Consider the following 21,241-nt stretch of genomic DNA (forward strand, 5'->3'; position numbering starts at 1 on the left):
CGGACAGCATCTTGAGAATATTTTATGGCATGAAAAAAAGGACTAGGGATGACCATATGAGGCAATAGCTCATACAATAGGGTAAAATGGTGAAAAATACCCGTTTCATGGATAAGAGGGAAGTATATGAATAAGTATGAAGAGGAGAAAAAGGCGTTAGAGCAAGCCGCTATCGATATTTTTCTTGAACTATATAACGTAAATAACCCGATTGCGCTGCGAATGGTTCGCCAACAGGAGAAGCCGGACGCGCTGCTGGAGGATGCCAATAACGAGCAAATAGGACTCGAAGTGACTCATTTGTTCTATGATATGGAGGAAGCCAGACGTATGATGTCACGATCTGAGCTCACGAAGCCTGGTGCGGAAGTACTGGATAATTTTATTAAGGTCATTAATAATCGGATTGCAAGTAAAGAACAGAAGTTACAGGATTATTCCCATGACTATCCTTGTATGCTGCTCATACGCAACGTATCTCTGCTGTTCGGGATGTCCGATGTGCTCAGTTTCAAGCATAAGCTCGTTCCGCCAAGTGGATGGTTTACACAAGTATGGCTGTTGTCGAGAGATTTTACACCGGATTGGCTGTTAATTAACTTATATGACGTTGGCGGTGGAGGGATGAAATGAAGCGTCTGTACATAGGGCTTGGCGCAGCTTTTGGCGTGTATGCGGTCGTCATGATTGTGTATTTACTACAAGGAGATTTATTTCCCATACCTCAAGATCTGGTTGGCACCAGCGCGGACCCGCACACGTTCATGACGGCACAGGAAATAGACAAAGCTGAATCCTTATCACGCATTCGGTCATTAGCTTATTTCCTGAGTTCTCCGCTGCAAATCGGATTGATCCTACTGTTCTTAGGTGTGGCTGTCCGTATTCGAAGCTTTGCTGAAAAGCTGTTCAAGGCTTCCTTCCTGCAAATGGTCGTTTTTGTGCTTCTGTTTACTCTGCTGATGGACGTGCTGTTCTTGCCGGTGGATTATTTTTTGTTCAAAATCGATCTTGCCTACGGGATATCGACAGAGACGCTTGCGATCTTTCTAGGGGACCATGCGAAGGATTTTCTGTTAAATGCCGTAGGAACAATTGTCATGGTTTGGCTATTCAGACTGGTGCTAAAATGGAGTCCCAACCGGTGGTGGTTCTGGTTCTGGCTTTTGTCTGTTCCATTGATTGTGTTCGTTACGTTCATTCAACCCGTTGTGCTTGATCCTCTGTACAATGATTTCAAGCCGCTTCAGGATCAAGAACTTAAGGCGCAAATTCTTCAATTGGCGGCGGAATCGCACATTCCGGCTAAGCAGGTCTACGAGGTCAATATGTCTGAGAGGACAAATGCGATTAATGCTTATGTCAATGGAATAGGCGGCAACGCCAGAATTGTACTGTGGGATACGACGCTGAAAAAATTGCAGCCCGATGAGATTTTAACCGTAATGGCGCATGAAATGGGACACTATGTAGAAAAGCATATCTATATCGGCCTTGCTTACGGCATCGCGCTTAGCTTGGTGGGGTTATGGCTCGCTTTTCACGCTTATCGTTTCTTCCTTAAACACTGGGCCCATAGATGGGGCATTCGGGGAGAAAATGATCTAGCGGCGCTGCCTATTCTGCTGTTGCTTGTTACGTTCATGAGCTTTGTCTCCGCGCCCGCTCAAAATGCCTTCTCCCGAGTGATTGAGCATCGAGCAGATGTATATGCGATGCAACTGATAGGAGACGGCAGCGCCGCCATTCGCGCTTTTCAGCAAATTGCCAAAGAGAACTTGAGCCCTGTCACACAGCCGAGGCTGGTTCATTGGTTTCGTGGCTCGCATCCGGAGATTATGGATCGGATTATGTATTTTAAGCAGTTTGAAAAATAAAAGGCTAGTGAGGAGCGGGTAACCGCTTCTTCACTAGCCTTTTATGTTACTGTTCGTTCCTGCGCGTCATTTGCTGCCAGACCGAGCCTTCAGCTGCATGCCCGCCTTCGATGCGTTCCAGCGCGATTTTCACTTGCATGCGCACTTCGAACTCGGGGTCGTCCGCCGCTTCCTGCAGATCCTTCAGCACGGAGTTGTCGCCAACCTCGTACAAAAAGCGCGCCGCGCGCCAACGGACCAGCTTATTGCGGTCCTTGAGCGCCTTCGCCATAGCCGGCATGGCGGCGGGGTCGCCGAGGTCGGACAGCGTATCGCCAGCCGTTCGACGAACAGATGGGGTATCGTCCTCAAGGGCACGATACAGGAAGGGCAGTACCTCGGGTTCCTTGATATCCCCGAGGTAAACCGTTGCCAGTCGCCGAATCGACGTGTTCTCGTCCTGCAGGGCATGGACGAGAAGCGGCAGCGTCTCCAGCGACGGCTGGATCTTTTGAAGCGCGGCGTAGCGCAGCTTCCAGTCACTGTGGCGCAGCTGTTCCAGCGTTGCGCCAGTCTGATCTTCTTCGGAGGCTTCTGAAGAAGGAGAGACGTCGGTCTCCAGCATCGCGCTGGAGACCAGAGCTTCGACGCGGGCGTCGTCGTAAGAAGCGTCCAGTTCCTGGACGACTTCGCCCGCGATGTCCTTCAGCTCGCCGTAGCGCACGCCGAGCTCCTCAAGCTTGCGCTCCTTGATCAGGTTCGGCGATGCCGTACCTGCGCGGACCGCGGCTTGCGTGAAGCGCTCGGGCATAGCCACACGCGCTTCTTCATTGCCGGCGCGCACCCGCACCTGGAGCGGGATGCCGCGGAACATCTGCACGAGGACTTGCGCCTCTCCGAAGGCTGCTTCAGCTTGAGTTTGTTCCAGCGGCAAGTCATTGCTGCTGGTAGAGCCTTCGGCTTCACCGAAAATCTCACGGGCTTTGGCTAAAATGAACTGCCAGTCCCCCTTGGAGGTACGATCCAGCGCAATGAAATCCGCTGCGTGGAATATGCTGATCACACCCTGAACAGCGAGCAATTGCTGAACGTTGTCCGGGGCTTCCGTGCTGTTATTCTTTGTGTAGGTTTTGCGCACACCGGCCGGCAGCGCTTCGTCCATGTTAAGTTTCATGGAATTTGGGCTTGGTGTAGGTTCTATGGAAATAATTTTCATTAATGACACTCCTTCCAGTCGGATGTTACATGAAAAGACCCGGACGTAGGTACGTCCAGGCCTGTTTATAGGCAATTCAAATTAATCTAAATCAACGAGGTTGCGGTTAAGGTATTTATCGAGCGTTTTGGTGAGATCAAACACGGTATGGGCTAAGTCCACGTTCTCGAAAACGTGATCGCATTGATCGCGGAAAGCCAGCTCATCTTCGTAATAAGAGAGATACTTCTGGATGATCTCCTCGGAATCTCCGCTTTCTCTCATCCGCTCTTCGAGAATATCGCGCTGCGCGTAGATGAAAACCAGAATGACATGATCACCATAATGCTTTTTGAGCGTTTCCGCGCCGAAGCGGTTCAAGATTAAATAAATGCTTCCGCTGTGTTCGAACATCTGCTCAATATCGGCACTTTTGATCCCATATAAATGATCATTGACGGTACTAACCTCAATGAATTCACCGTTTGCCTGCGCCTGTACAAATTGAGCAGGGGAGATAAAGTGATAATCTTGACCGTCTTCCTCGGTTGCCCTCGGAGGTCTGGTGGTGTAAGAGATAACCTGCTTCATGCCCAGTGTAGAACCTGACATTTCAGCAACCGTCTTACGACCGGCTCCGTGTGGACCGGTGAATACAAAAATCATTTCCTTGTCCTTTAATGCGTACATGGAACATACCTCCTTATTTGTGAAAAGTGGGGGGTAAATCCTACGTGTGTGCAACGGTATGAAACGATTTTTGTCTGAGTAGGATCATTGTCAGCCGTACTTATATTTTACATGGTTCGGGTTATTCGGTAAAGGTCTAGCAATGGAAACGCTTTTCTGACTAGCGTTTCCCGCCGCGTCCGCCACCACGTGGCGCGCTGCCGCGAGGTGAACCGCTTCTGTCGCCGCCGCGAGGCGCTCCAGCGCGAGAGCCAGCGCCGTCCCCGCGTCCACGCGATGGACCGCTGCGTTCGCCGCCACCCTGGTAGCCGCGTGTTGCGCCAGGACGGTCACTGCGTGCAGCTGCGCCGCCGCGTGCTCCGAAGCTGTCTCCGCGGCCTGCACCGCGCTCGCCGCTGTCGCCACGGCCTTTGCCGCCGCTGCGGATCGCACGTGATGTGCTTGCAGCATCGTCACGGCCAGTGCCGGCGTACTTGTTGTACGGCGAGTAGGATTTATCGCCGTGAGGAGCAGAGCGTTTGCGGTCTGTGCCATCACCACGGCCTGCAGGGCGTGGTGCGCGTTCGTCGGATTCGCCGCGTCCCCAAGAACGGGTGACTCGCGCTTTTGCAGCGCTCATGTTGTCTCCGCGTCCCGGTCCTGCATCTACCGGCTCTTTTCTCTCTGCGCGACCCCATGTGTTCGGGTTGCGCTCCGAATTAACCTTCGCAGGGCGTTGTCCTCTTGGCGCATCGCTGCGCGCACCAAATTTATCGCCGCCTCTGGATGCAGAACGTCCCGTGCCGTATTGCATGCCGGCTCTCTCTTCACGCGCGCCGGATCTTCCACGGCTTATCTGAGCGCGCGGCTCGGATGTCCGGCCGCTGCGGCCGCTGCGAGAAGCTCCGCCGCCACGACGGCCTGATCCTCGGCCTTCTTGCTCGAAGGAATCTTCGGAGCTGGATCGAACGCGGCGCACTTGAGGCTCAGATGCCCCTCTTAAGGACATTTTGATGCCTTTTTCGATCAATTCGATGGTCGGCATATCCCGTTGGGTAGCGAAGGTCACGGCAACACCCGTATCTCCGGCACGACCTGTACGGCCGATGCGGTGGATGTAGCTTTCGGCGTCTTGCGGCACGTCATAATTGAAGACATGCGTGACACCTTCGACATCTAATCCGCGCGCAGCAATATCCGTAGCGACCAATAACTCGATACGACCCTCCCGGAATCGTTTCATAACTTGCTCACGTTTGGCTTGTGACAGATCTCCGTGTAGTTCGTCGGACATAAGTCCGAGTTCCTGTAAAGCTTCATTTAATGCAATGGCTCTTGCCTTCGTCCGGCAGAAAATCATCGCGAGGTAAGGTTTATATTGTTTAATAGCGGCAATCAAAGCATCCTGCTTCTGACGGTCAGTCGTCGGAACGAGAACCTGCTCAATTTCGGTCAACGTTACTTGTTTGCTTTGAATTTTAATTTCTTTGGCGTCCTTCATATAAGCTTTGGACAGGTTCATCACTTGTTCAGGCATGGTGGCCGAGAAAAGAAGGGTCTGGCGATAAGGAGACGTTTGTGCAATGATGTCCTTCACTTCATGAAGGAAACCCATATGCAGCATTTGGTCGGCCTCATCCAATACGAGTATTTTCAATTTATAGAAATTGATAGAACCGCGGCGAAGGTGATCAAGCAGTCTTCCCGGTGTTCCTACTACTATATGTATGTTCCCTTGAAGCTTTCTAAGCTGCTTTTCTACATCTTGCCCGCCATAGGCTGCAAGTACCTTGGCTCCAGTCACAGGGACAAGGCCTTTTAGCTCATTCGTAATTTGAATGGCCAATTCGCGTGTAGGTGTCAGAATCAGCGCTTGAACATCTGCACTCTCCACATCGATCGTTTCTAATATTGGAAGAACAAAGGCAAGGGTTTTACCTGTGCCTGTTTGAGCTTGTGCGATAACATCCGTGCCTTTTAATAAAACAGGTATAGCTTCCCTTTGAATGGGGGTCGGTTCGATAACGCCTGATGCTTGTAAGACTCCAACGAGTCTTTCTCTAATTCCTAATGAGGCAAATCCACTTGACATGGTAATTGGCCAGCTCCCTTTTTCCTACTATTGATAGGGATCTTTGGTTGTAGTCCAAAGTCTCTCCTTGTTAAGACGATTCCCCCATTGTACAGGAATGCCAGACAAATGGAAACAGGGGCCGGCCTACAAGCATTAAATATCTACTTTATATAGAAGAAAATGTTTTTATCTATGGGGCAACACTTGTGCAGTCCCAAAAACATGCTCCACCGTCTTGTTGAAGTCGGTCAGAAGCGGCATAAGCGAATTCCCTTTCCAACTTTCTTGAGCGTAGCTGTTCATTTTGTTGAGGAAATCCCGATTTGCTGAAATATAGACATCCATCACATTGGGTTGGAGCAAACGGATTTTCTCCGCCATAGCTTGTTTAAAACGATGGGATAGCAGGTCATGATGAACGGCCGTTTCATAACTGTTATATCCATTGTTCAAATCATTGGAAGGCAAATAGTCATCGTGAGGAGCACTATCATTGTAAAAGCCTTTGTTCGTTCCCTGGTTGTTCGTCTCCTTCGTTGTTCCTTTGGTACCTGTAGCACTGCTGTCAATCATGAGGGCCACATAGGCGTTTTTGTCCGTCGTCATGACGATGGCCGTATTAACACCATTCATAGCATTGAGTTGATTTGATAGAAACTGATTGTAGGCCAGACTAGTATTATTGTGTGAAACTGGACCAGAGAGCTGTTGGGTTTGGTAGGCTCTTTCGGATTCTGTCGATTTATCGACGGGAGCACCGAAATTGGTATGGTCGGGACTCTTGCCATATTCCCGTCCGCCCTCCGCGCAGCCTGATAAAGTCAGCATGAGGAATAGCAATCCAGAAATCGGAAAACCTAACTTACTGAACATCAATAATGACCTCCCAATCTAGAGTGTAATGTCTATAGGATGGGATGTTTCTCTCCTTTTATTCGTGTTCACAAATATACGCTTTTGTGCATAAAGAGGTGGGTGTATGGAAATAACCATGAAGGGAAAATATATCGCTACAGAGCGGTTTAAGAACAATTTGTGAACTCTCCTCCAGCGATTGACAAAAACTTTTCACGAATTTATAGTTAATAAAGTGAATTGACATGGGCATGGCCATCGTGGTAAAAATAATGTTTTAAAAGTGGGGTTGATACAATGAGTCGATTGAAAAAGTTATGGCGTCTGCTACCCCTTTTAGCGGTAATGACGTTCTTGCTAACCGGGTGTGGAGACCCAACTCTGTCTGCTTTACAGCCAAAAGGTCCTGTTGCATCAGAGCAATTGTTTTTGATGAAATTAAGTCTCTTTATCATGGTTTTTGTCGTAATTGTCGTATTTGCGATTTATGTGTATGTTTTAATTCGCTTTAGAAAGCGCAAAGGCGACAACAGCATTCCGAAACAAGTGGAAGGAAGCCACGTGCTTGAGATTATCTGGACCGTTGTTCCGATTCTCTTACTGTTAGTACTTGCGGTGCCAACAGTATCTTACACTTTCAAGCATTCAACGAACTACAATAAGGACAAAGCCGCCGTTCACGTCAAAGTCACTGCGCATCAGTTCTGGTGGCAGTTTGAATATCCAGATCTAGGCATCGCGACAGCTCAACAGCTTGTTGTGCCTAAGGATAAAATTATTGCTTTTGAACTTGTTTCCGCGGACGTTTCTCACGCATTCTGGGTACCATCCCTAGGCGGTAAAGTTGATACAAACCCTGGAATCACGAATACGCTTTACCTTCAAGCGGATGAAATCGCTACTTTCCAAGGTAGATGTACAGAGCTTTGCGGAGCTTCTCACGCTTTGATGAACTTCACGGTTGAGTCGAAGAGTCAAACGGATTTCGATGCATGGGTAGCGAAAATGAAAGCGCCTGTAACTGTGCCGGCAACAGCACAGAAGGGTGAAGAGCTTTTCAAAGAAAATTGCATGTCTTGTCACGCAGTTACAGCCAATGGTCCTGGTGTTGCTCCGAACCTCAAAGGTTTCGCTGATCGCGATACACTTGCTGGTATTCTGGAACATACTCCTGAGAAAATGGCGCTGTGGATACATAATCCGCAAGATCAGAAACCAGGAAACAAAATGCCGGCGTTCGGTAAAGCAGCAGGCGGTAAGCTTGATGACGCCCAAATTAACGATATCGTTCAGTACTTACAGACTTTGAAATAAACTTCTCAGGTAAAGGAGGTTAATACGTTGGCTCACTCTCATCCAGTAAAAAAACATACCGGTCTAATGGATTGGCTTACAACAGTCGATCATAAGAAAATCGGTATCCTGTACTTACTTGCGGGCGGGCTTTTCTTCCTCGTAGGAGGACTTGAAGCCATTCTGATTCGGATTCAGCTCGCTTATCCCGATCAACATATTTTCATCGGTGATTCATTTAACCAATTAACAACGATGCACGGAACAACGATGATTTTCTTTGCAGCGATGCCGATCATCTTCGCATTCATGAATGCCATCGTTCCTCTTCAAATTGGTGCAAGGGACGTTGCGTTCCCATTCGTGAACTCACTTGGTTTCTGGTTGTTCTTCGCCGGCGGCGTATTGATGAACACAAGTTGGTTCTTGGGTGGCGCACCGGATGCTGGTTGGACGGGGTATGCTCCATTGTCCTCGATTACCGACAACAGCTGGGGGCAGACACTTGAAGGTAACATTCAAGGTACAGATTTCTATGTTCTAGGTTTGCAAATTGCCGGTATTGGTACACTTATCGGGGGGATTAACTTCCTTGTTACCATTATCAACATGCGTGCACCTGGTCTTACGTATATGCGTATGCCAATGTTTACATGGGCAGCTTTCATCACTTCAGGTTTGATCGTTCTTGCGTTCCCAGCCATTACGGTAGCGCTAGTTGAACTAATGTTTGACCGTGTCTTTGGTGGAGCATTCTTCGATGCTGCCAGAGGCGGTAACAACGTATTATGGGAGCATCTGTTCTGGATTTTCGGGCACCCCGAAGTTTACATCTTGATTCTTCCTGCGTTTGGTATTATTTCTGAGATCGTATCGACGTTCTCCAAAAAGCGTCTTTTCGGATACAGCTCCATGGTCTTCGCAACTGTATTAATCGGTTTCTTGGGCTTCATGGTTTGGGTTCACCATATGTTTACATCAGGCTTGGGTCCAGTTGCTAACTCGATCTTCTCGATCGCAACGATGGCCATTGCAGTTCCTACAGGTGTTAAAATCTTTAACTGGTTGTTCACCCTTTGGGGCGGGCAAATTCGCTTCACTACAGCTAATATTTTTGCAACAGCTTTCATCCCGACGTTCGTTATGGGTGGAACAACAGGGGTTATGCTTGCGATTCCTGCAGCAGACTTCCAATACCACGATACGTATTTCGTAGTAGCTCACTTTCACTATGTTATCGTTGGTGGTCTAATCCTTGGTTTGTTCGCGGGTCTGTACTACTGGTGGCCGAAAATGTTTGGCCGTATGTTGAACGAAGGACTGGGTAAATTACATTTCTGGTTGTTCTTCATCGGTTTCCATTTAACATTCTTCCCGCAGCATTTCTTGGGTCTAATGGGGATGCCGCGTCGTGTATTTACGTATCAACCAGGGTATGATCTTGAAGTAGGTAACTTGGTTTCAACAATTGGTGCCTTCTTCATGGGTATCGGTACAATCGTGTTCATTATCAACATCATTGCAACATCCAGGAAACCAGTTACGGCTCTATCTGATCCATGGGATGGTCGTACGTTGGAATGGTCGATTCCTTCACCAGCACCTGAATATAACTTTAAACAAACTCCGCTTGTTCGCGGCTATGATGCACTTTGGAAAGAAAAAATGGCAGGTAATAAACAAATGACTCCGGCTGAACCGGTTGGTTCGATCCACATGCCGTCAGCATCCATATTGCCGCTAGTTATGTCCGTTGGTTTGTTCATTGCTGGTTTTGGTTTTATGTACAGAAACTACTATGTAGCAGGCGCGGGTATGGTTGTTACATTAATTGCAATGTTCTGCCGCTCCGTATACGACGATCATGGTTGGCATATTGAACCGGAAGAACTTGAAGATGACAAGGGGGTAAAGGCATGAGTACTCATCACACGGGCGCACTGCCTGCTAATCCGGAAACGGCTACCCTCGAAGGGAAAAATAAGGTTCTTGGATTCTGGTTATTCCTTGGTGCCGAGGTCGTATTGTTTGGTTGCTTATTCGCAACTTACATTGCACTTCGGAACTCTGTTCCAGACGGTCCAACTGCCGACGAAATTTTCAAGCTCAAAACAGTGGGCTGGTCCACGTTTATTCTCTTAACAAGTAGTTTAACAAGCGTGTTCGCGATCATCGCGATGCACAAACAGAAGTTAGGCCAATTGTTATTCTGGCTTCTGATTACGGTATTGTTTGGTCTTTCGTTCTTGGGTCTTGAGATTTATGAGTTCGTTGAATATGTTCACGAGGGTCATAAATTTACAACAAGTGCCTTCTCAACTTCGTTCTATACGCTGGTTGGTTTCCACGGAGCGCACGTTGCATTCGGTATTTGCTGGATTACACTGTTGATTTTACAAGGACTTAAGAAAGGTCTTACCGTTGTTACAGCTCCTAAGTTCTACGTAGCAGCGTTGTACTGGCACTTTATTGACTTAGTCTGGGTATTTATCTTCACAGTCGTTTATCTGATGGGGAAGGTGGGTCACTAAGATGAGCAGCAATTCTCATGATACACACGCACCTAGCAAACGGGTAAAACATGAATCTCCTTTGAACCACTACTTGTCTTACATTATATCGATCTTGCTGACAATGCTTGCATTTGCAGTCGTACTCTACGGAGACCTGGATCGTTCGTTTATTCTGATCTTCATCGTCACTTTGGCGCTTGTGCAAGCGATTATCCAGTTATTCTTCTGGATGCACGCCAAAGAGAGAGGACACTTATTCCCGTTAATTTTTCTTGCGGGAGGAGCTTTTGTAGCTCTTACAGGTGTTATTACAGCCGTATACTGGATGTGGTGGTAAACCACTGGAAGAGGCAACTTTGTCTAGGCAAAGTGCCTCCTCTTTTTTTAGCATGAAGGTCTAGCATGAAGTTGAAAGGAGAAAGAGATCAGCTATGAGCCAAATTGGTGGATTTTTCGAGTTGTGGAATCCGGTATTACTGTTGGTGATCGTCGTTGTCGGATATATGTATCGTCACTTTGTCGCTAAGGGGAAAGGGAATTCCGCTGAGAATGAAACAGTTTCGGCTTCGCAGCAGATTTCTTTCTATATTGGATTGGCTCTTTTCTATATTGGCCAAGGAAGTCCGATTAATTATATTGGGCATCACTTCTTGTTCAGTATGCATATGCTGCAGCAAACTATTTTGTACTTAATTGTTCCGATCTGCATATGGCTGGGAACACCAGCGTGGATGATGCGTTCGCTGATGAAAATAACGATTATTCGTGGAATTTTTTCATTTTTCACACGTCCATTGATTGCACTATTCCTATTTAACATGCTCTTCTCCATATACCATATGCCTTTGGTTATGGATTACTTAATGATACATGATCTATCGCTATTCGGTTACCACACGGTGCTGTTATTCACCGCTTTCATGATGTGGTTCCCTGTTTTTTGTCCACTGCCTGAGATGAATCGCTTAAATGATTTGAAGAAGATGGCTTACATCTTTGGTAATGGTATTCTGCTGACACCAGCCTGTGCGCTCATTATTTTCGCGGATACGATTATTTATGACATGTACGCGAATGTAACCGTACCCTTCGCCCATTTATCGCCTCTGGATGATCAGCAATTGGGTGGCGTTCTAATGAAGATTGTTCAGGAAGTTGTCTATGGAGCAACACTTGCCTATATTTTCTTCCGGTGGTACCGCAGAGAGCGGAAGGAAGAGGACGATATGGATCTTATAGAGTCTCAAGAGGGTCTGAATAATCAGGGCGGTAATTGGAATCGCGCTTAGGGGAAAGGATTTAGGGAGATGCACATTTTACCAACGATTTCTACGATGTTTATCGTGATCAGTGCCATTTTTGTCGGTTTCGGCTGGTATCATATTGTGAAAGGGAACCGGGAAACCCATCAAAAACTGATGGTTCTTGGTGCCATTTTCGCACTAGCGTTCTTTATTATATATATGTCGCGCACATTGTTTGAGGGGAACACATCATTCGGTGGACCTGAGAGCTTGAAGCTGCCGTATCACTTATTCTTGTTTTTCCATATTGCCTTAGCTACGGTAGGCGGTGTTCTTGGGCTAATAACACTTTGGTTTGCCTACAAAAACAAATTTCTCAAGCATAAGAAAATTGGCCGCATTGCGGCAATTGTATGGCTTTTAACAGCACCAACGGGTGTATTGGTTTATGTTTTGCTCTACTTGATGTATCCCGGCGGAACAACGAAGCCGGTTATTGATGCGATTTTTGGACTATAATCAAAAAGTTGAACCTGTGAAGCATTCACGGTGTTCAGCTTTTTTTTATTGCGAGGATTCCTTGTTGGATTTCTTTTATTTTCCAATCTCATGTAAACTGGTACATAGTAGAATGAAAACAATTCACCACGGAAAGGCAGGTTCAATCCATGACATACCCGCTTACGGTAGAAAACGTTTCGAAGCAGTACGGTGAGAAAACTGCTGTGAACGCTATCCATCTTCGTGTGCAGGAAGGAGAAATTTATGGACTGCTAGGCGCTAATGGTGCAGGGAAAACGACAACGATGCGAATGGTTCTCGGCCTCATCTATCCCGATCAAGGACATATTTTGTGGAAAGGGAAGGGCTATCGTGAAGAGTTGAAAAGGCTTATGGGCTACTTGCCAGAAGAGCGCGGCCTATATCCTAAAATTAAGGTGAGCGAACAAATCCTTTATTTAGCGGAGCTGCGAGGCCTATCCCGTAAGCAAGGGGAGGCAGAGCTGAAAGCTTGGCTCGATCGGTTCGACGTCCCAGAGTACTACAATAAGAGGGTTGAAGAACTATCCAAAGGGAATCAGCAGAAGATCCAATTTATTGCTGCCGTCATACATAATCCGGATATTTTGATCCTGGATGAGGCTTTTAGCGGACTGGATCCCGTGAATGTGGAGTTGTTGAAGAAGACAGTGAAAAGCCTGCGCGACGAGGGAAAAACGATCCTATTCTCGAGCCATCGCATGGAACATGTGGAGGAGCTCTGTGAACATATTTGCATATTGCATCGTTCGAATACGATACTGCAGGGGAGCTTGAAGGAGATTAAATCAGCATTTCCAAAAGAGAAAATCGCCTTGCAAACCGAGCGACCGGTTGAGGGCTTGGAGCAGCTCCAAGGTGTTACATTTGTGGAAAGGCAGCAGAACGGCTATCAGATTCGGATAGATTCCACGGCCGATCCCCAGAGGATTTTGCAGCATGCGATAGAGCAGTCTAGTATACAACGGTTTCAAATCATGGAGCCTACACTGAATGAAATTTTTATTCAAAAGGTGGGAAACGCGCATGAATAGAACCTGGACTGTTATAAAATTTACCTACTTATCTCGTTTCCGCTCTAAATCCTTTCGCGTGATGAGTCTAATTCTAATTGTACTCTTATCCGTTCTCATACATCTACCAACAATCATGGAAAAGCTATCTTCACATGAAGCGACGAAAATCGGCGTATTCCCGGGAAAACAAGAGCAGGTTGCAGGGAAACTGGCCGCTTTTTACAATACTCAGCAGAAACCGGATATCGTAATCGTGCCTCTACAAGACGCAGGAAGTGCCGCAGCGAATGAGGCGCTCGCTAAGAAGCAGATTGCGGATAAAGCGATAAAAGGTTATCTCGAATTTACAGATACAACCGTAGCCGGATTCCCCAAAACGGTTTATAAATCCGAAGGAACGATGGAGTTTTCGCTCAAAAACAAGCTTCAGACCGCTCTACAGCTGGTTAAAACAGATGTGGTCCTGCAAGGCGCAGGAATTGCCCCCGAGCAAAAAGCGAACATGCAAGCCCCCGTCTCTTTAGAGACTGTGCAGCTTCTTATGAACAATGAAGGGGCTGCAGGCAAGACGGAGTCGCAAATGGTGATGTCCTATGCACTCGTATATGTCATGTTATTCATGCTGTATATGGGCGTCATTGGCTTCGGCAATATGGTAGCGATGGAAATAACTGCCGAGAAGAGCTCGCGGGTGATGGAACTGCTCATCACGAGTGTTTCACCACTTAAGCAGATGTTCGGTAAAATCATTGGTATTTGCTTGCTGGCCTTAACGCAGATAGCCCTCTCCATTGCTGTAGGCGTTGCAAATTTAAGCGTATCCAGCAGCAGTCAGCTCGTCTCACAGTTTAATCTGAAGTGGGAAAACTTGCAGGTTTCGCTTATTGTATTCTTCTTGATTTTCTATCTCTTAGGCTTCTTCATTTACGCTACTGTCTTCGCGGCGGTTGGCTCATTGGTAAGCCGCACGGAAGATGTTGGGCAGGCGATTATGCCAGTGACGATGCTGGTCGTAGCGGCGTTTATGATCGCGATCTTCGGATTAAATAATCCGAATGCGGGGTTCGTTGTCACGATGTCCTTCGTCCCGTTTTTTTCACCATTGATTATGTTCCTGCGAATAGGGATGAGCTCGCCGGCTTTGTGGGAAATAGGGCTGTCAATCATCATCCAATTGGTCTCGATCGGAGCAATGGCTTGGGTGGCAGCTAAAATCTACCGCACAGGCGTGCTCATGTATGGTAAAAGGCCTACATGGCGAGAGCTGCGCAAAGCGATGCGGGCTTATAAGGTTTAAAATGTGAAAACGTAGGCATTTATTGCCTACGTTTTTTTATATGTTTTGAGGGTCGCGAGAAGCGATGCTTGCCGGTTAACCCTAACGGACACCACGGCCGTTAAGCTCGTGAAAATCGCCCCGTTTCAAATCTAACGGACACGGGAGCCCTTATTTGCCGATTTCGAGGCGAAATCAGGGTCGAAACAAGTAAATAGCTGCGCTGGTGTTCGTTAGATTTTCATATCGCGTATAATTCGCCGAATAAGTGCCGCTGTGTCCGTTAGACAGCCGGTTCCTCCGGCTTTATTTTAGTCAGCCAACAAAATTTATCAATTGAAAGCACAAAAATTATCATGTGAAAGCGCGTCCATTCTCTCTAAAATTAGGCTTACAAAAAGATGATCTAAGGGGTATGCACCTGCACCGCTGTCATTACAAACATCATTGATGAAGGAATGAGGGAAGTACATGAATAACATGATGCAAAAAAGAGTGCTTATTTTTTCTTTTCTTGCGTTGCCGATTGGATTAATGCTGTTATTTCTAATCTACCCTACGGTGAAGCTGTTTCAATACAGTTTGACTGACTGGAATGGGATTAGCAGAGATTTGCACTTTGTAGGGTTTGAAAATTATTTGAAAGCGCTCAAAATGTCGCAAGTATGGCAATCGCTCTCGAATAACTGGCTTTATTTTATTATCCATGCGCTGTTGATTCCCATTGAGATTTTATTGGCAGTTATGTTGAATGCCAAAATGCGAGCTAGCGAGTTCTTCCGTTCTATCGTTTTACTTCCTTACATCATTAATGGTGTAGCAGTCGCTTATATTTTCGGATATTTGTACAACCCAGTGAACGGTCCGATCAACGAGGTGTTGATGGCCGTCGGTCTGGAGAGTTGGATTCATAACTGGCTCAGTGACGTGAAAATCGTTAACTATTCGCTTGTCGCGATCTCCTTATGGCGATTTGCAGGTTTTCATATCATTTTATTTCTAGCAGGCGTGCAATCCATCCCTAATGATCTGTATGAAGCTGCAACGATTGATGGCGCTAACAAAATGCAGCAGATCCGCTATATCGTTTTACCAGGCATTCGCCGCGTTATTGAAATTATTTTGTTCTTAAATATTCGGGGAGCACTTCAAGTCTTCGATATTCCTTTTCTTGTCACACAAGGTGGTCCAGGTACTTCAAGTAGTACGTTTACGATTTTCACGATCAATACGGCCTTTAAATTCAATAGCTATGGCTTAGCTTCGGCCTTGGCGATTATTCTAATGGTTATGATCATTGCATTCAGTTTCATTCAGAACCTATTGATTCGTGAGAAAGGGGAAAAATCATCATGAGCATGCCTCAAGCCGAGCTTGCAGCCAAACCTCGCAGAGTGGAAAAGGCAAATTTGTCTTCCTTTCTTGGCAAGTCACTCTATTACGTCATTTTATCGATCATCACGATCATTATCTTTGTTCCGCTGCTAGTGGTTGTTTTCGCCGCATTCAAGACATCTCCGGAACTCGCGGCTACATCGCCGTTTGCGCTGCCTAAGAGCTGGTCGTTCCATAACTTTGCCGTTGCCTTCGAGAAGGCAAATATGCTTGTAGGATTAATTAACTCACTAAGTGTTACGGTTACTAGTGTTGTCATTAATGCTATTCTCGGAGCCATGACAGCTTTCGTACTCAATCGGTTTAATTTCCGCTTCAAGAAAACGATCTTTCTGCTATTTATCATCGCGTCCGTCGTACCGGCCTATACCACGGAAGTAGCACGTTTTCAGACGATTAAGTCGTTAGGCCTCTACAACACGATTTTTGCACCGTTAATCATTTATGCCGGAACAGATTTGATGCAAATTTTCATTTATCTGCAATTTATTGAGAAAATATCGAAGCAGCTGGACGAAAGCGCGCTTTTGGATGGTGCATCGTATTTCCGGATTTTCCGCTCGATTTTATTTCCGCTCTTGCTCCCGGCAACGGCAACACTGGCGATCATCAAAGCCGTTGATATTATGAACGATATGTACATTCCTTATTTGTATATGCCTTCGAAGAAACTAAGTACGCTATCAACCGCGTTGATGACGTTTGTAGGCGAGCGCGCGACCTATTGGAATGAGTTGTCAGCCGCGATTATTTTGGTGATGTTACCAACCATCTTGATTTATTTGGTTCTGCGTAAATTTATTTTTGCGGGATTAATGGACGGAGCGATTAAAGAATAGCGTTTTTCGACGATTGAACTTTGGGGGGATAACCAATGATTAATGACAAACTGCCATCCATCTATTATGGCGGTGATTACAATCCGGACCAATGGCCAGAGGAAGTTTGGCAAGAAGACATGCGACTGTTTAAATTGGCGGGCATCAATATCGTTACACTGCCGGTGTTTAGCTGGGCGAAGCTGCAGCCATCGGAAGATACATACGATTTTGAATGGCTGGATAAAATTATTGCTACAGTCGCAAAGGAAGGCATTTTCCTTTGCTTGGCTACTTCAACAGCGGCGCAGCCTGCCTGGATGTCGCGCTTGTATCCGGAAGTGCTTCCCGTCGATATTGACGGCAGGAAGCGCACGCACGGCTCCCGCGTTAATTTCTGCCCTAACAGCCGCGTGTACCGAATGTTTTCGCAGCGTTTGGCAACCAAGATGGCAGAGCGTTATGGACAGCATCCATCCTTGCTAGTTTGGCACATTGGGAATGAGTATGCGCCGCATTGCTACTGCGATACGTGTGCGTCTGCTTTCCGTACTTGGCTTCAGAAGAAATACGGTACGCTAGAGGTTGTAAATCGCGTATGGAATATGAGTTTCTGGTCTCACACGGTATATGAGTGGGAAGAGATTGTTCCTCCTACGAATTTGAATGGAAATAACAGATGCTTCCAAGGGATCGCGTTGGATTATAAGAGATTTATGTCGGATTCGATCCTAGAGTGTTATCAAGGCGAGTACGATATCATTAAACGGATTACACCGGACATTAAAATCACGTCGAATATATGGGGATTTTTTAACGGACTGGATTTGAAGAAATGGGCTGACCATATGGATGTTGTTTCATGGGACAGTTATCCCCAAATGAATGAACCAATGAGCAACGTCGCGATGAGGCATGATTACATGAGAGGGCTAAAGGACGGACAACCTTTCATGTTGATGGAGCAGACGCCAAGCCAGCAAAACTGGCAGCCTTACAATAGTCTCAAACGGCCCGGTGTTATGCGGCTTTGGAGCTATCAAGCGATAGCGCACGGGGCAGATACGGTTATGTTCTTCCAATTGCGTCGTTCTGTTGGTGCGTGCGAGAAGTATCATGGTGCTTTGATTGCTCACGCAGGACATGAGCATACAAGAGTATTTAGAGAGTGCACACAATTAGGAAAGGAGCTGCAGATGTTAGGGGGTACGCTTCTAGATTCCGTAACGGAGTCCAAAGTAGCGCTGTTGTTCGATATTGATACTTGGAATGCAGTAGAAATGACCAGCGGTCCGAGCGTGGATCTGGATTATCTCAAGCAAGCTCAGAAGTACTACAAAGCTTTTTATGATTTAAATGTTAGTATGGATGTCGTTAGCCCGCTTAGTGACTTCTCCAAATATGAATTAATTATCGCACCAGTGATGTATATGTTGAAACCTGGCGTGAGCGACCGGCTGAAGTCGTTTGTGAAACAGGGTGGAACGTTCGTTACTTCGTTTTTCAGCGGGATTGTGAACGAAAATGATCTTGTAACGTTAGGCGGCTATCCAGGTGAATTACGCGATTTGCTCGGCCTATGGGTAGAGGAAATTGATGCGCTCCAACCGGAAATGACGAATAAAATTATGATGCATTCGACGTTTGGGGAACTTCATGGCGAATACGAATGTGGACTTTTGTGCGATTTGCTGCACCTTGAGGGAGCGGAGGCGCTTGGCGTCTATGGACGTGACTTTTATGCCGGCATGCCAGCAATCACCCGAAATACATACGGGCAAGGGGAAGCTTATTATGTAGCAACTGACCCTGAACAGAGATTTTTGGAAGAGTTCAGCAAAACTATCTGTGAACGATTGAATTTGACGATGGCTCATCATGCTCCAGAAGGTGTAGAGATCAGAAGCAGACAGAAAGATGATAAAACGTATACCTTTGTTTTGAATCATAATGCTTACGAAACAGCGATTCTATTAAATGCTGGATCCTATAAGGATTTATTGTCACATCGAGTCTATGAGCGGACGTTAGTGGTTGAACCGTACGGAGTAGCTATTTTAGAAGTTTGTTCCTGATTAATTCCATAGGGAAGACAGCAATGTCTTCTCTATCTTTTGTTGTAATTAATTGGATTTAATAGGGGGTTGACGTTTTTCACAATAAAATTTATGATGACGGTAGATCATGTCGAAAATTGGTGAATACGCGATCAAGGATAAATGAAAGCGTAGCAACTTTTACACAAATTACCTGGTACCCAGTTTTCCCGTCATTTTGCCGGAATGTGTAATCTCACAGCATAGTTGTAACTTGAGAAAACGGGGGGAAGGCCAGTGCGTATTTTTAAAAAGAGATGGCCAATCACATCGATTCTGTACGTCATGTTCTTTTTTGTGATCGTTATGCCTATTGTTTTAGTTGCGTTTCTGTCATTAAGAGCCTATACAGATATTTTGTTGTCTAATATCACTTCACGCACTATGCAAACATTGGAACAAGTCTCTTACTCCATCGATCAGGAAAAAAGTAGATATATCAGGACGGTTGCCGCAATTGCCTCGGATAATAATCTAATTTCACTTGCTACGTCTTACCATCGCAGCACACAATCCAAAGACCTATTCAACTCTTCCATCCAATTAGAAAATCAATTGAAAAATTATTTGCACGATATGCCCGATGTTGTTTCCGCGATGTTCGTTTATCGCGACGGAGGCGCCTATTACTTTGAAGGCACCCATTTTCATAATATTAATACGCGGATTAACGAAAATCTCTTAAAGAGTACGGATCTTTATCAGAAAACGCTTCAAAACCAAGGGCGAGTTTTGTTATTCGGAACTGAAGAGAATGTATTGATTGAATCAAATGACAAATACATTTTATCCGCAGCAATAGCTCCCCAGTACGAAAGATCATTTAGTGATGTAGAAATGATCTATTTTGTGATACAAGCCAAAACATTTGAGAATCTGGCAGAATCTACGTCTAACCAGGATGGTAGTTTTATTATCCTCGACGGTAGTGGGAATATCATGCTGGATACAAGTAAAGATAAAAGTAAAAACATTGAAAAACAAACGATTGAACAAGCGCGGAACAAGAAAAGCGGCAATTTTGAAACGATGGTTTACGATGAAAAGATGTTTGTCACTTTTCTAACCATGGAGCGGACGGAATGGAAAATCATCTACATTACGCCATATGAGCAGATGACGGCCCAAGTCAGAGAGATCTATAAACTAGTGATGAATGTTTCCGCGGCAGGACTCATCATATTTTTGATCGTTTCGTTTTTCCTTGTCCGGAGTATCGTCGGCCCAATCAAATCGCTCATTTTCCAAATGAATAAAATGAAAAGCGGATCCTTTCATGTGGATTTGGAGCTTGCGGGTCCATTGGAAATTTATTCATTAGGTAAAACATTTCAAAATATGACCGTCCGTATACAGGAGCTTATCATTGAAAGGCAAGAACAAGAAAAGCTGAAAACACGGGCGGAAATCGATGCACTTCAATCTCAAATTAACCCTCATTTTCTGGTAAATACACTTAATGCCATTAAAATTATGGCGATGTTGTCCAAGGCTACCAATCTGGTGGAAATGACGGATTCTCTTATTAAATTGTTATCTTCAACCTTTCATCGCGGCGGCTCTTACATTCAAGTAATGGATGAAATGCAAAGCTTGGAGAAATATATCCATATTATGAAGGTGCGTTATGGTGACCGGTTTAAGGTCGAATACGACATCGATGATGGTGTGACAAACACCTATGTACTGAAGTTGCTGCTGCAGCCTATTTTGGAGAATGCCATTATTCACGGATTTTACGGCAAAGAAGCTATGGGAATCGTCAAAATTACAAGTAGAAAAAATAATGATCAACTCATCATCACAATCACGGATAACGGAAAAGGGATGGAACAACGGACAATGGAAGCCTTGCTGCATGAGAAGAAGGTAGAGTCCTTATGCGGGATAGGTATTGCCAATGTTAATGATCGGATTCGATTAAATTACGGCGAGCCATACGGTTTGAAAATTAACAGTGAGTTAGGGGTTGGAACAGAAGTCATTGTCATACTGCCGCTCTTATCGAATGATCCGGATCATTCGCAGGCATCATAGACCGATGTTTATAAACTGTAAGTAACTGCTGCTGTCCGTGATGCATAGAGAAAACGGATAAAGGGGGGCGTGTCTTTCCTATGAAATTTTGCTTATATGATACCAAATATGATCGAGTCATCCTCATTGAAAAAAGCTTTCTTTCAGCCTTGTCGTTGAAGGAGAAATTCGGGCTATCCGTTGATATAGCTGTTCTGCCTATTCTATCCAAGCAAGAGTACATGTCCTTTCCCAGCTCCTTTCGCGGAGAAGTGGGCGGTCGGTCTTATTTACTATACGAAGTTCCAGGAATCATAGATCAAAAGTACGATCAAGTCATTGTTCAGGATTAAGGCAGCAATATCGGCTTTATTTAGAATGGGGG

19 protein-coding genes are annotated in these 21,241 nt (G+C 45.8%); 15 read left to right on the forward strand and 4 right to left on the reverse strand.

What is annotated here, in order from left to right; all coding sequences use genetic code 11:
• The first annotated feature begins 126 nt into the window (after positions 1 to 126).
• Both RQP52_RS17335 and RQP52_RS17340 read left to right on the forward strand, forming a co-directional pair.
• Positions 127 to 633, forward strand: a complete 507-nt coding sequence (locus RQP52_RS17335; RefSeq protein ID WP_315953042.1) for a hypothetical protein — start codon at positions 127 to 129, stop codon at positions 631 to 633.
• Positions 630 to 1,877, forward strand: coding sequence for a M48 family metallopeptidase (locus RQP52_RS17340; RefSeq protein WP_315953043.1), 1,248 nt, complete (start codon positions 630 to 632; stop codon positions 1,875 to 1,877). Before RQP52_RS17335 ends, RQP52_RS17340 begins: the two co-directional genes overlap by 4 nt.
• Before the next feature lie 46 nt (positions 1,878 to 1,923).
• Here the strand turns inward: RQP52_RS17340 and RQP52_RS17345 are convergent, their stop codons facing one another.
• The 4 genes from RQP52_RS17345 to RQP52_RS17360 all read right to left on the reverse strand — a co-directional run bounded on the left by RQP52_RS17345 (position 1,924) and on the right by RQP52_RS17360 (position 6,667).
• The gene (locus RQP52_RS17345; protein ID WP_315953044.1) at positions 1,924 to 3,072 is read right to left on the reverse strand and encodes a conserved virulence factor C family protein; all 1,149 of its coding nucleotides are present in this window, start codon (positions 3,070 to 3,072) and stop codon (positions 1,924 to 1,926) included.
• Positions 3,073 to 3,153: 81 nt separating this feature from the next.
• On the reverse strand, positions 3,154 to 3,741 hold the full coding sequence (locus tag RQP52_RS17350; RefSeq protein WP_127453756.1) for a guanylate kinase: 588 nt from the start codon (positions 3,739 to 3,741) through the stop codon (positions 3,154 to 3,156).
• A 160-nt stretch (positions 3,742 to 3,901) separates the two neighbouring features.
• A complete protein-coding gene (locus RQP52_RS17355) occupies positions 3,902 to 5,812 on the reverse strand; it encodes a DEAD/DEAH box helicase (protein WP_315953045.1) in 1,911 nt (636 codons plus the stop codon).
• A 168-nt stretch (positions 5,813 to 5,980) separates the two neighbouring features.
• Positions 5,981 to 6,667, reverse strand: coding sequence for a hypothetical protein (locus tag RQP52_RS17360; protein ID WP_315953046.1), 687 nt, complete (start codon positions 6,665 to 6,667; stop codon positions 5,981 to 5,983).
• Between the two features lie 279 nt (positions 6,668 to 6,946).
• Between RQP52_RS17360 and coxB the strand changes: the two genes are divergently transcribed.
• From coxB to RQP52_RS17425, 13 genes are all read left to right on the forward strand, one after another.
• Complete coding sequence (gene coxB / locus RQP52_RS17365) at positions 6,947 to 7,963, forward strand: cytochrome c oxidase subunit II (RefSeq protein WP_315953047.1); 1,017 nt, start codon at positions 6,947 to 6,949, stop codon at positions 7,961 to 7,963.
• 66 nt (positions 7,964 to 8,029) lie between these two features.
• Positions 8,030 to 9,862, forward strand: coding sequence for a cytochrome c oxidase subunit I (gene ctaD / locus RQP52_RS17370; protein ID WP_181646644.1), 1,833 nt, complete (start codon positions 8,030 to 8,032; stop codon positions 9,860 to 9,862).
• Positions 9,859 to 10,473 carry a cytochrome (ubi)quinol oxidase subunit III gene (locus tag RQP52_RS17375; protein WP_127453747.1) on the forward strand — a complete coding sequence of 205 codons (615 nt, stop codon included), beginning with the start codon at positions 9,859 to 9,861 and terminating at the stop codon, positions 10,471 to 10,473. The genes ctaD and RQP52_RS17375 overlap by 4 nt, the downstream gene beginning before the upstream one ends.
• Position 10,474: 1 nt before the next feature.
• A complete protein-coding gene (locus RQP52_RS17380; protein ID WP_127453745.1) occupies positions 10,475 to 10,792 on the forward strand; it encodes a cytochrome C oxidase subunit IV family protein in 318 nt (105 codons plus the stop codon).
• Between the two features lie 94 nt (positions 10,793 to 10,886).
• Positions 10,887 to 11,744, forward strand: a complete 858-nt coding sequence (locus RQP52_RS17385) for a cytochrome c oxidase assembly protein (RefSeq protein ID WP_315953048.1) — start codon at positions 10,887 to 10,889, stop codon at positions 11,742 to 11,744.
• Positions 11,745 to 11,762: 18 nt separating this feature from the next.
• Positions 11,763 to 12,218, forward strand: coding sequence for a DUF420 domain-containing protein (locus RQP52_RS17390; RefSeq protein WP_315953049.1), 456 nt, complete (start codon positions 11,763 to 11,765; stop codon positions 12,216 to 12,218).
• Positions 12,219 to 12,367: 149 nt separating this feature from the next.
• Positions 12,368 to 13,273, forward strand: coding sequence for an ABC transporter ATP-binding protein (locus RQP52_RS17395; RefSeq protein ID WP_315953050.1), 906 nt, complete (start codon positions 12,368 to 12,370; stop codon positions 13,271 to 13,273).
• On the forward strand, positions 13,266 to 14,552 hold the full coding sequence (locus RQP52_RS17400) for an ABC transporter permease (protein WP_315953051.1): 1,287 nt from the start codon (positions 13,266 to 13,268) through the stop codon (positions 14,550 to 14,552). The genes RQP52_RS17395 and RQP52_RS17400 overlap by 8 nt, the downstream gene beginning before the upstream one ends.
• 450 nt (positions 14,553 to 15,002) lie before the next feature.
• Positions 15,003 to 15,887 (forward strand): carbohydrate ABC transporter permease, encoded by an 885-nt coding sequence (locus RQP52_RS17405; protein WP_315953052.1) that lies wholly within the window; start codon positions 15,003 to 15,005, stop codon positions 15,885 to 15,887.
• On the forward strand, positions 15,884 to 16,765 hold the full coding sequence (locus RQP52_RS17410; RefSeq protein ID WP_315953053.1) for a carbohydrate ABC transporter permease: 882 nt from the start codon (positions 15,884 to 15,886) through the stop codon (positions 16,763 to 16,765). Before RQP52_RS17405 ends, RQP52_RS17410 begins: the two co-directional genes overlap by 4 nt.
• A 35-nt stretch (positions 16,766 to 16,800) precedes the next feature.
• Entirely contained in the window at positions 16,801 to 18,819 is a 2,019-nt protein-coding gene (locus RQP52_RS17415) for a beta-galactosidase (RefSeq protein WP_315953054.1), read from the forward strand.
• Positions 18,820 to 19,077: 258 nt separating this feature from the next.
• A complete protein-coding gene (locus RQP52_RS17420; protein ID WP_315953055.1) occupies positions 19,078 to 20,877 on the forward strand; it encodes a sensor histidine kinase in 1,800 nt (599 codons plus the stop codon).
• A gap of 80 nt (positions 20,878 to 20,957) precedes the next feature.
• Positions 20,958 to 21,209 (forward strand): hypothetical protein, encoded by a 252-nt coding sequence (locus RQP52_RS17425; RefSeq protein WP_315953056.1) that lies wholly within the window; start codon positions 20,958 to 20,960, stop codon positions 21,207 to 21,209.
• The last annotated feature ends 32 nt before the right edge of the window (positions 21,210 to 21,241 follow it).

The organism is Paenibacillus violae (genome assembly GCF_032461945.1).
In the GTDB taxonomy this organism is placed as follows: Bacteria; Bacillota; Bacilli; order Paenibacillales; family NBRC-103111; genus Paenibacillus_E; species Paenibacillus_E violae.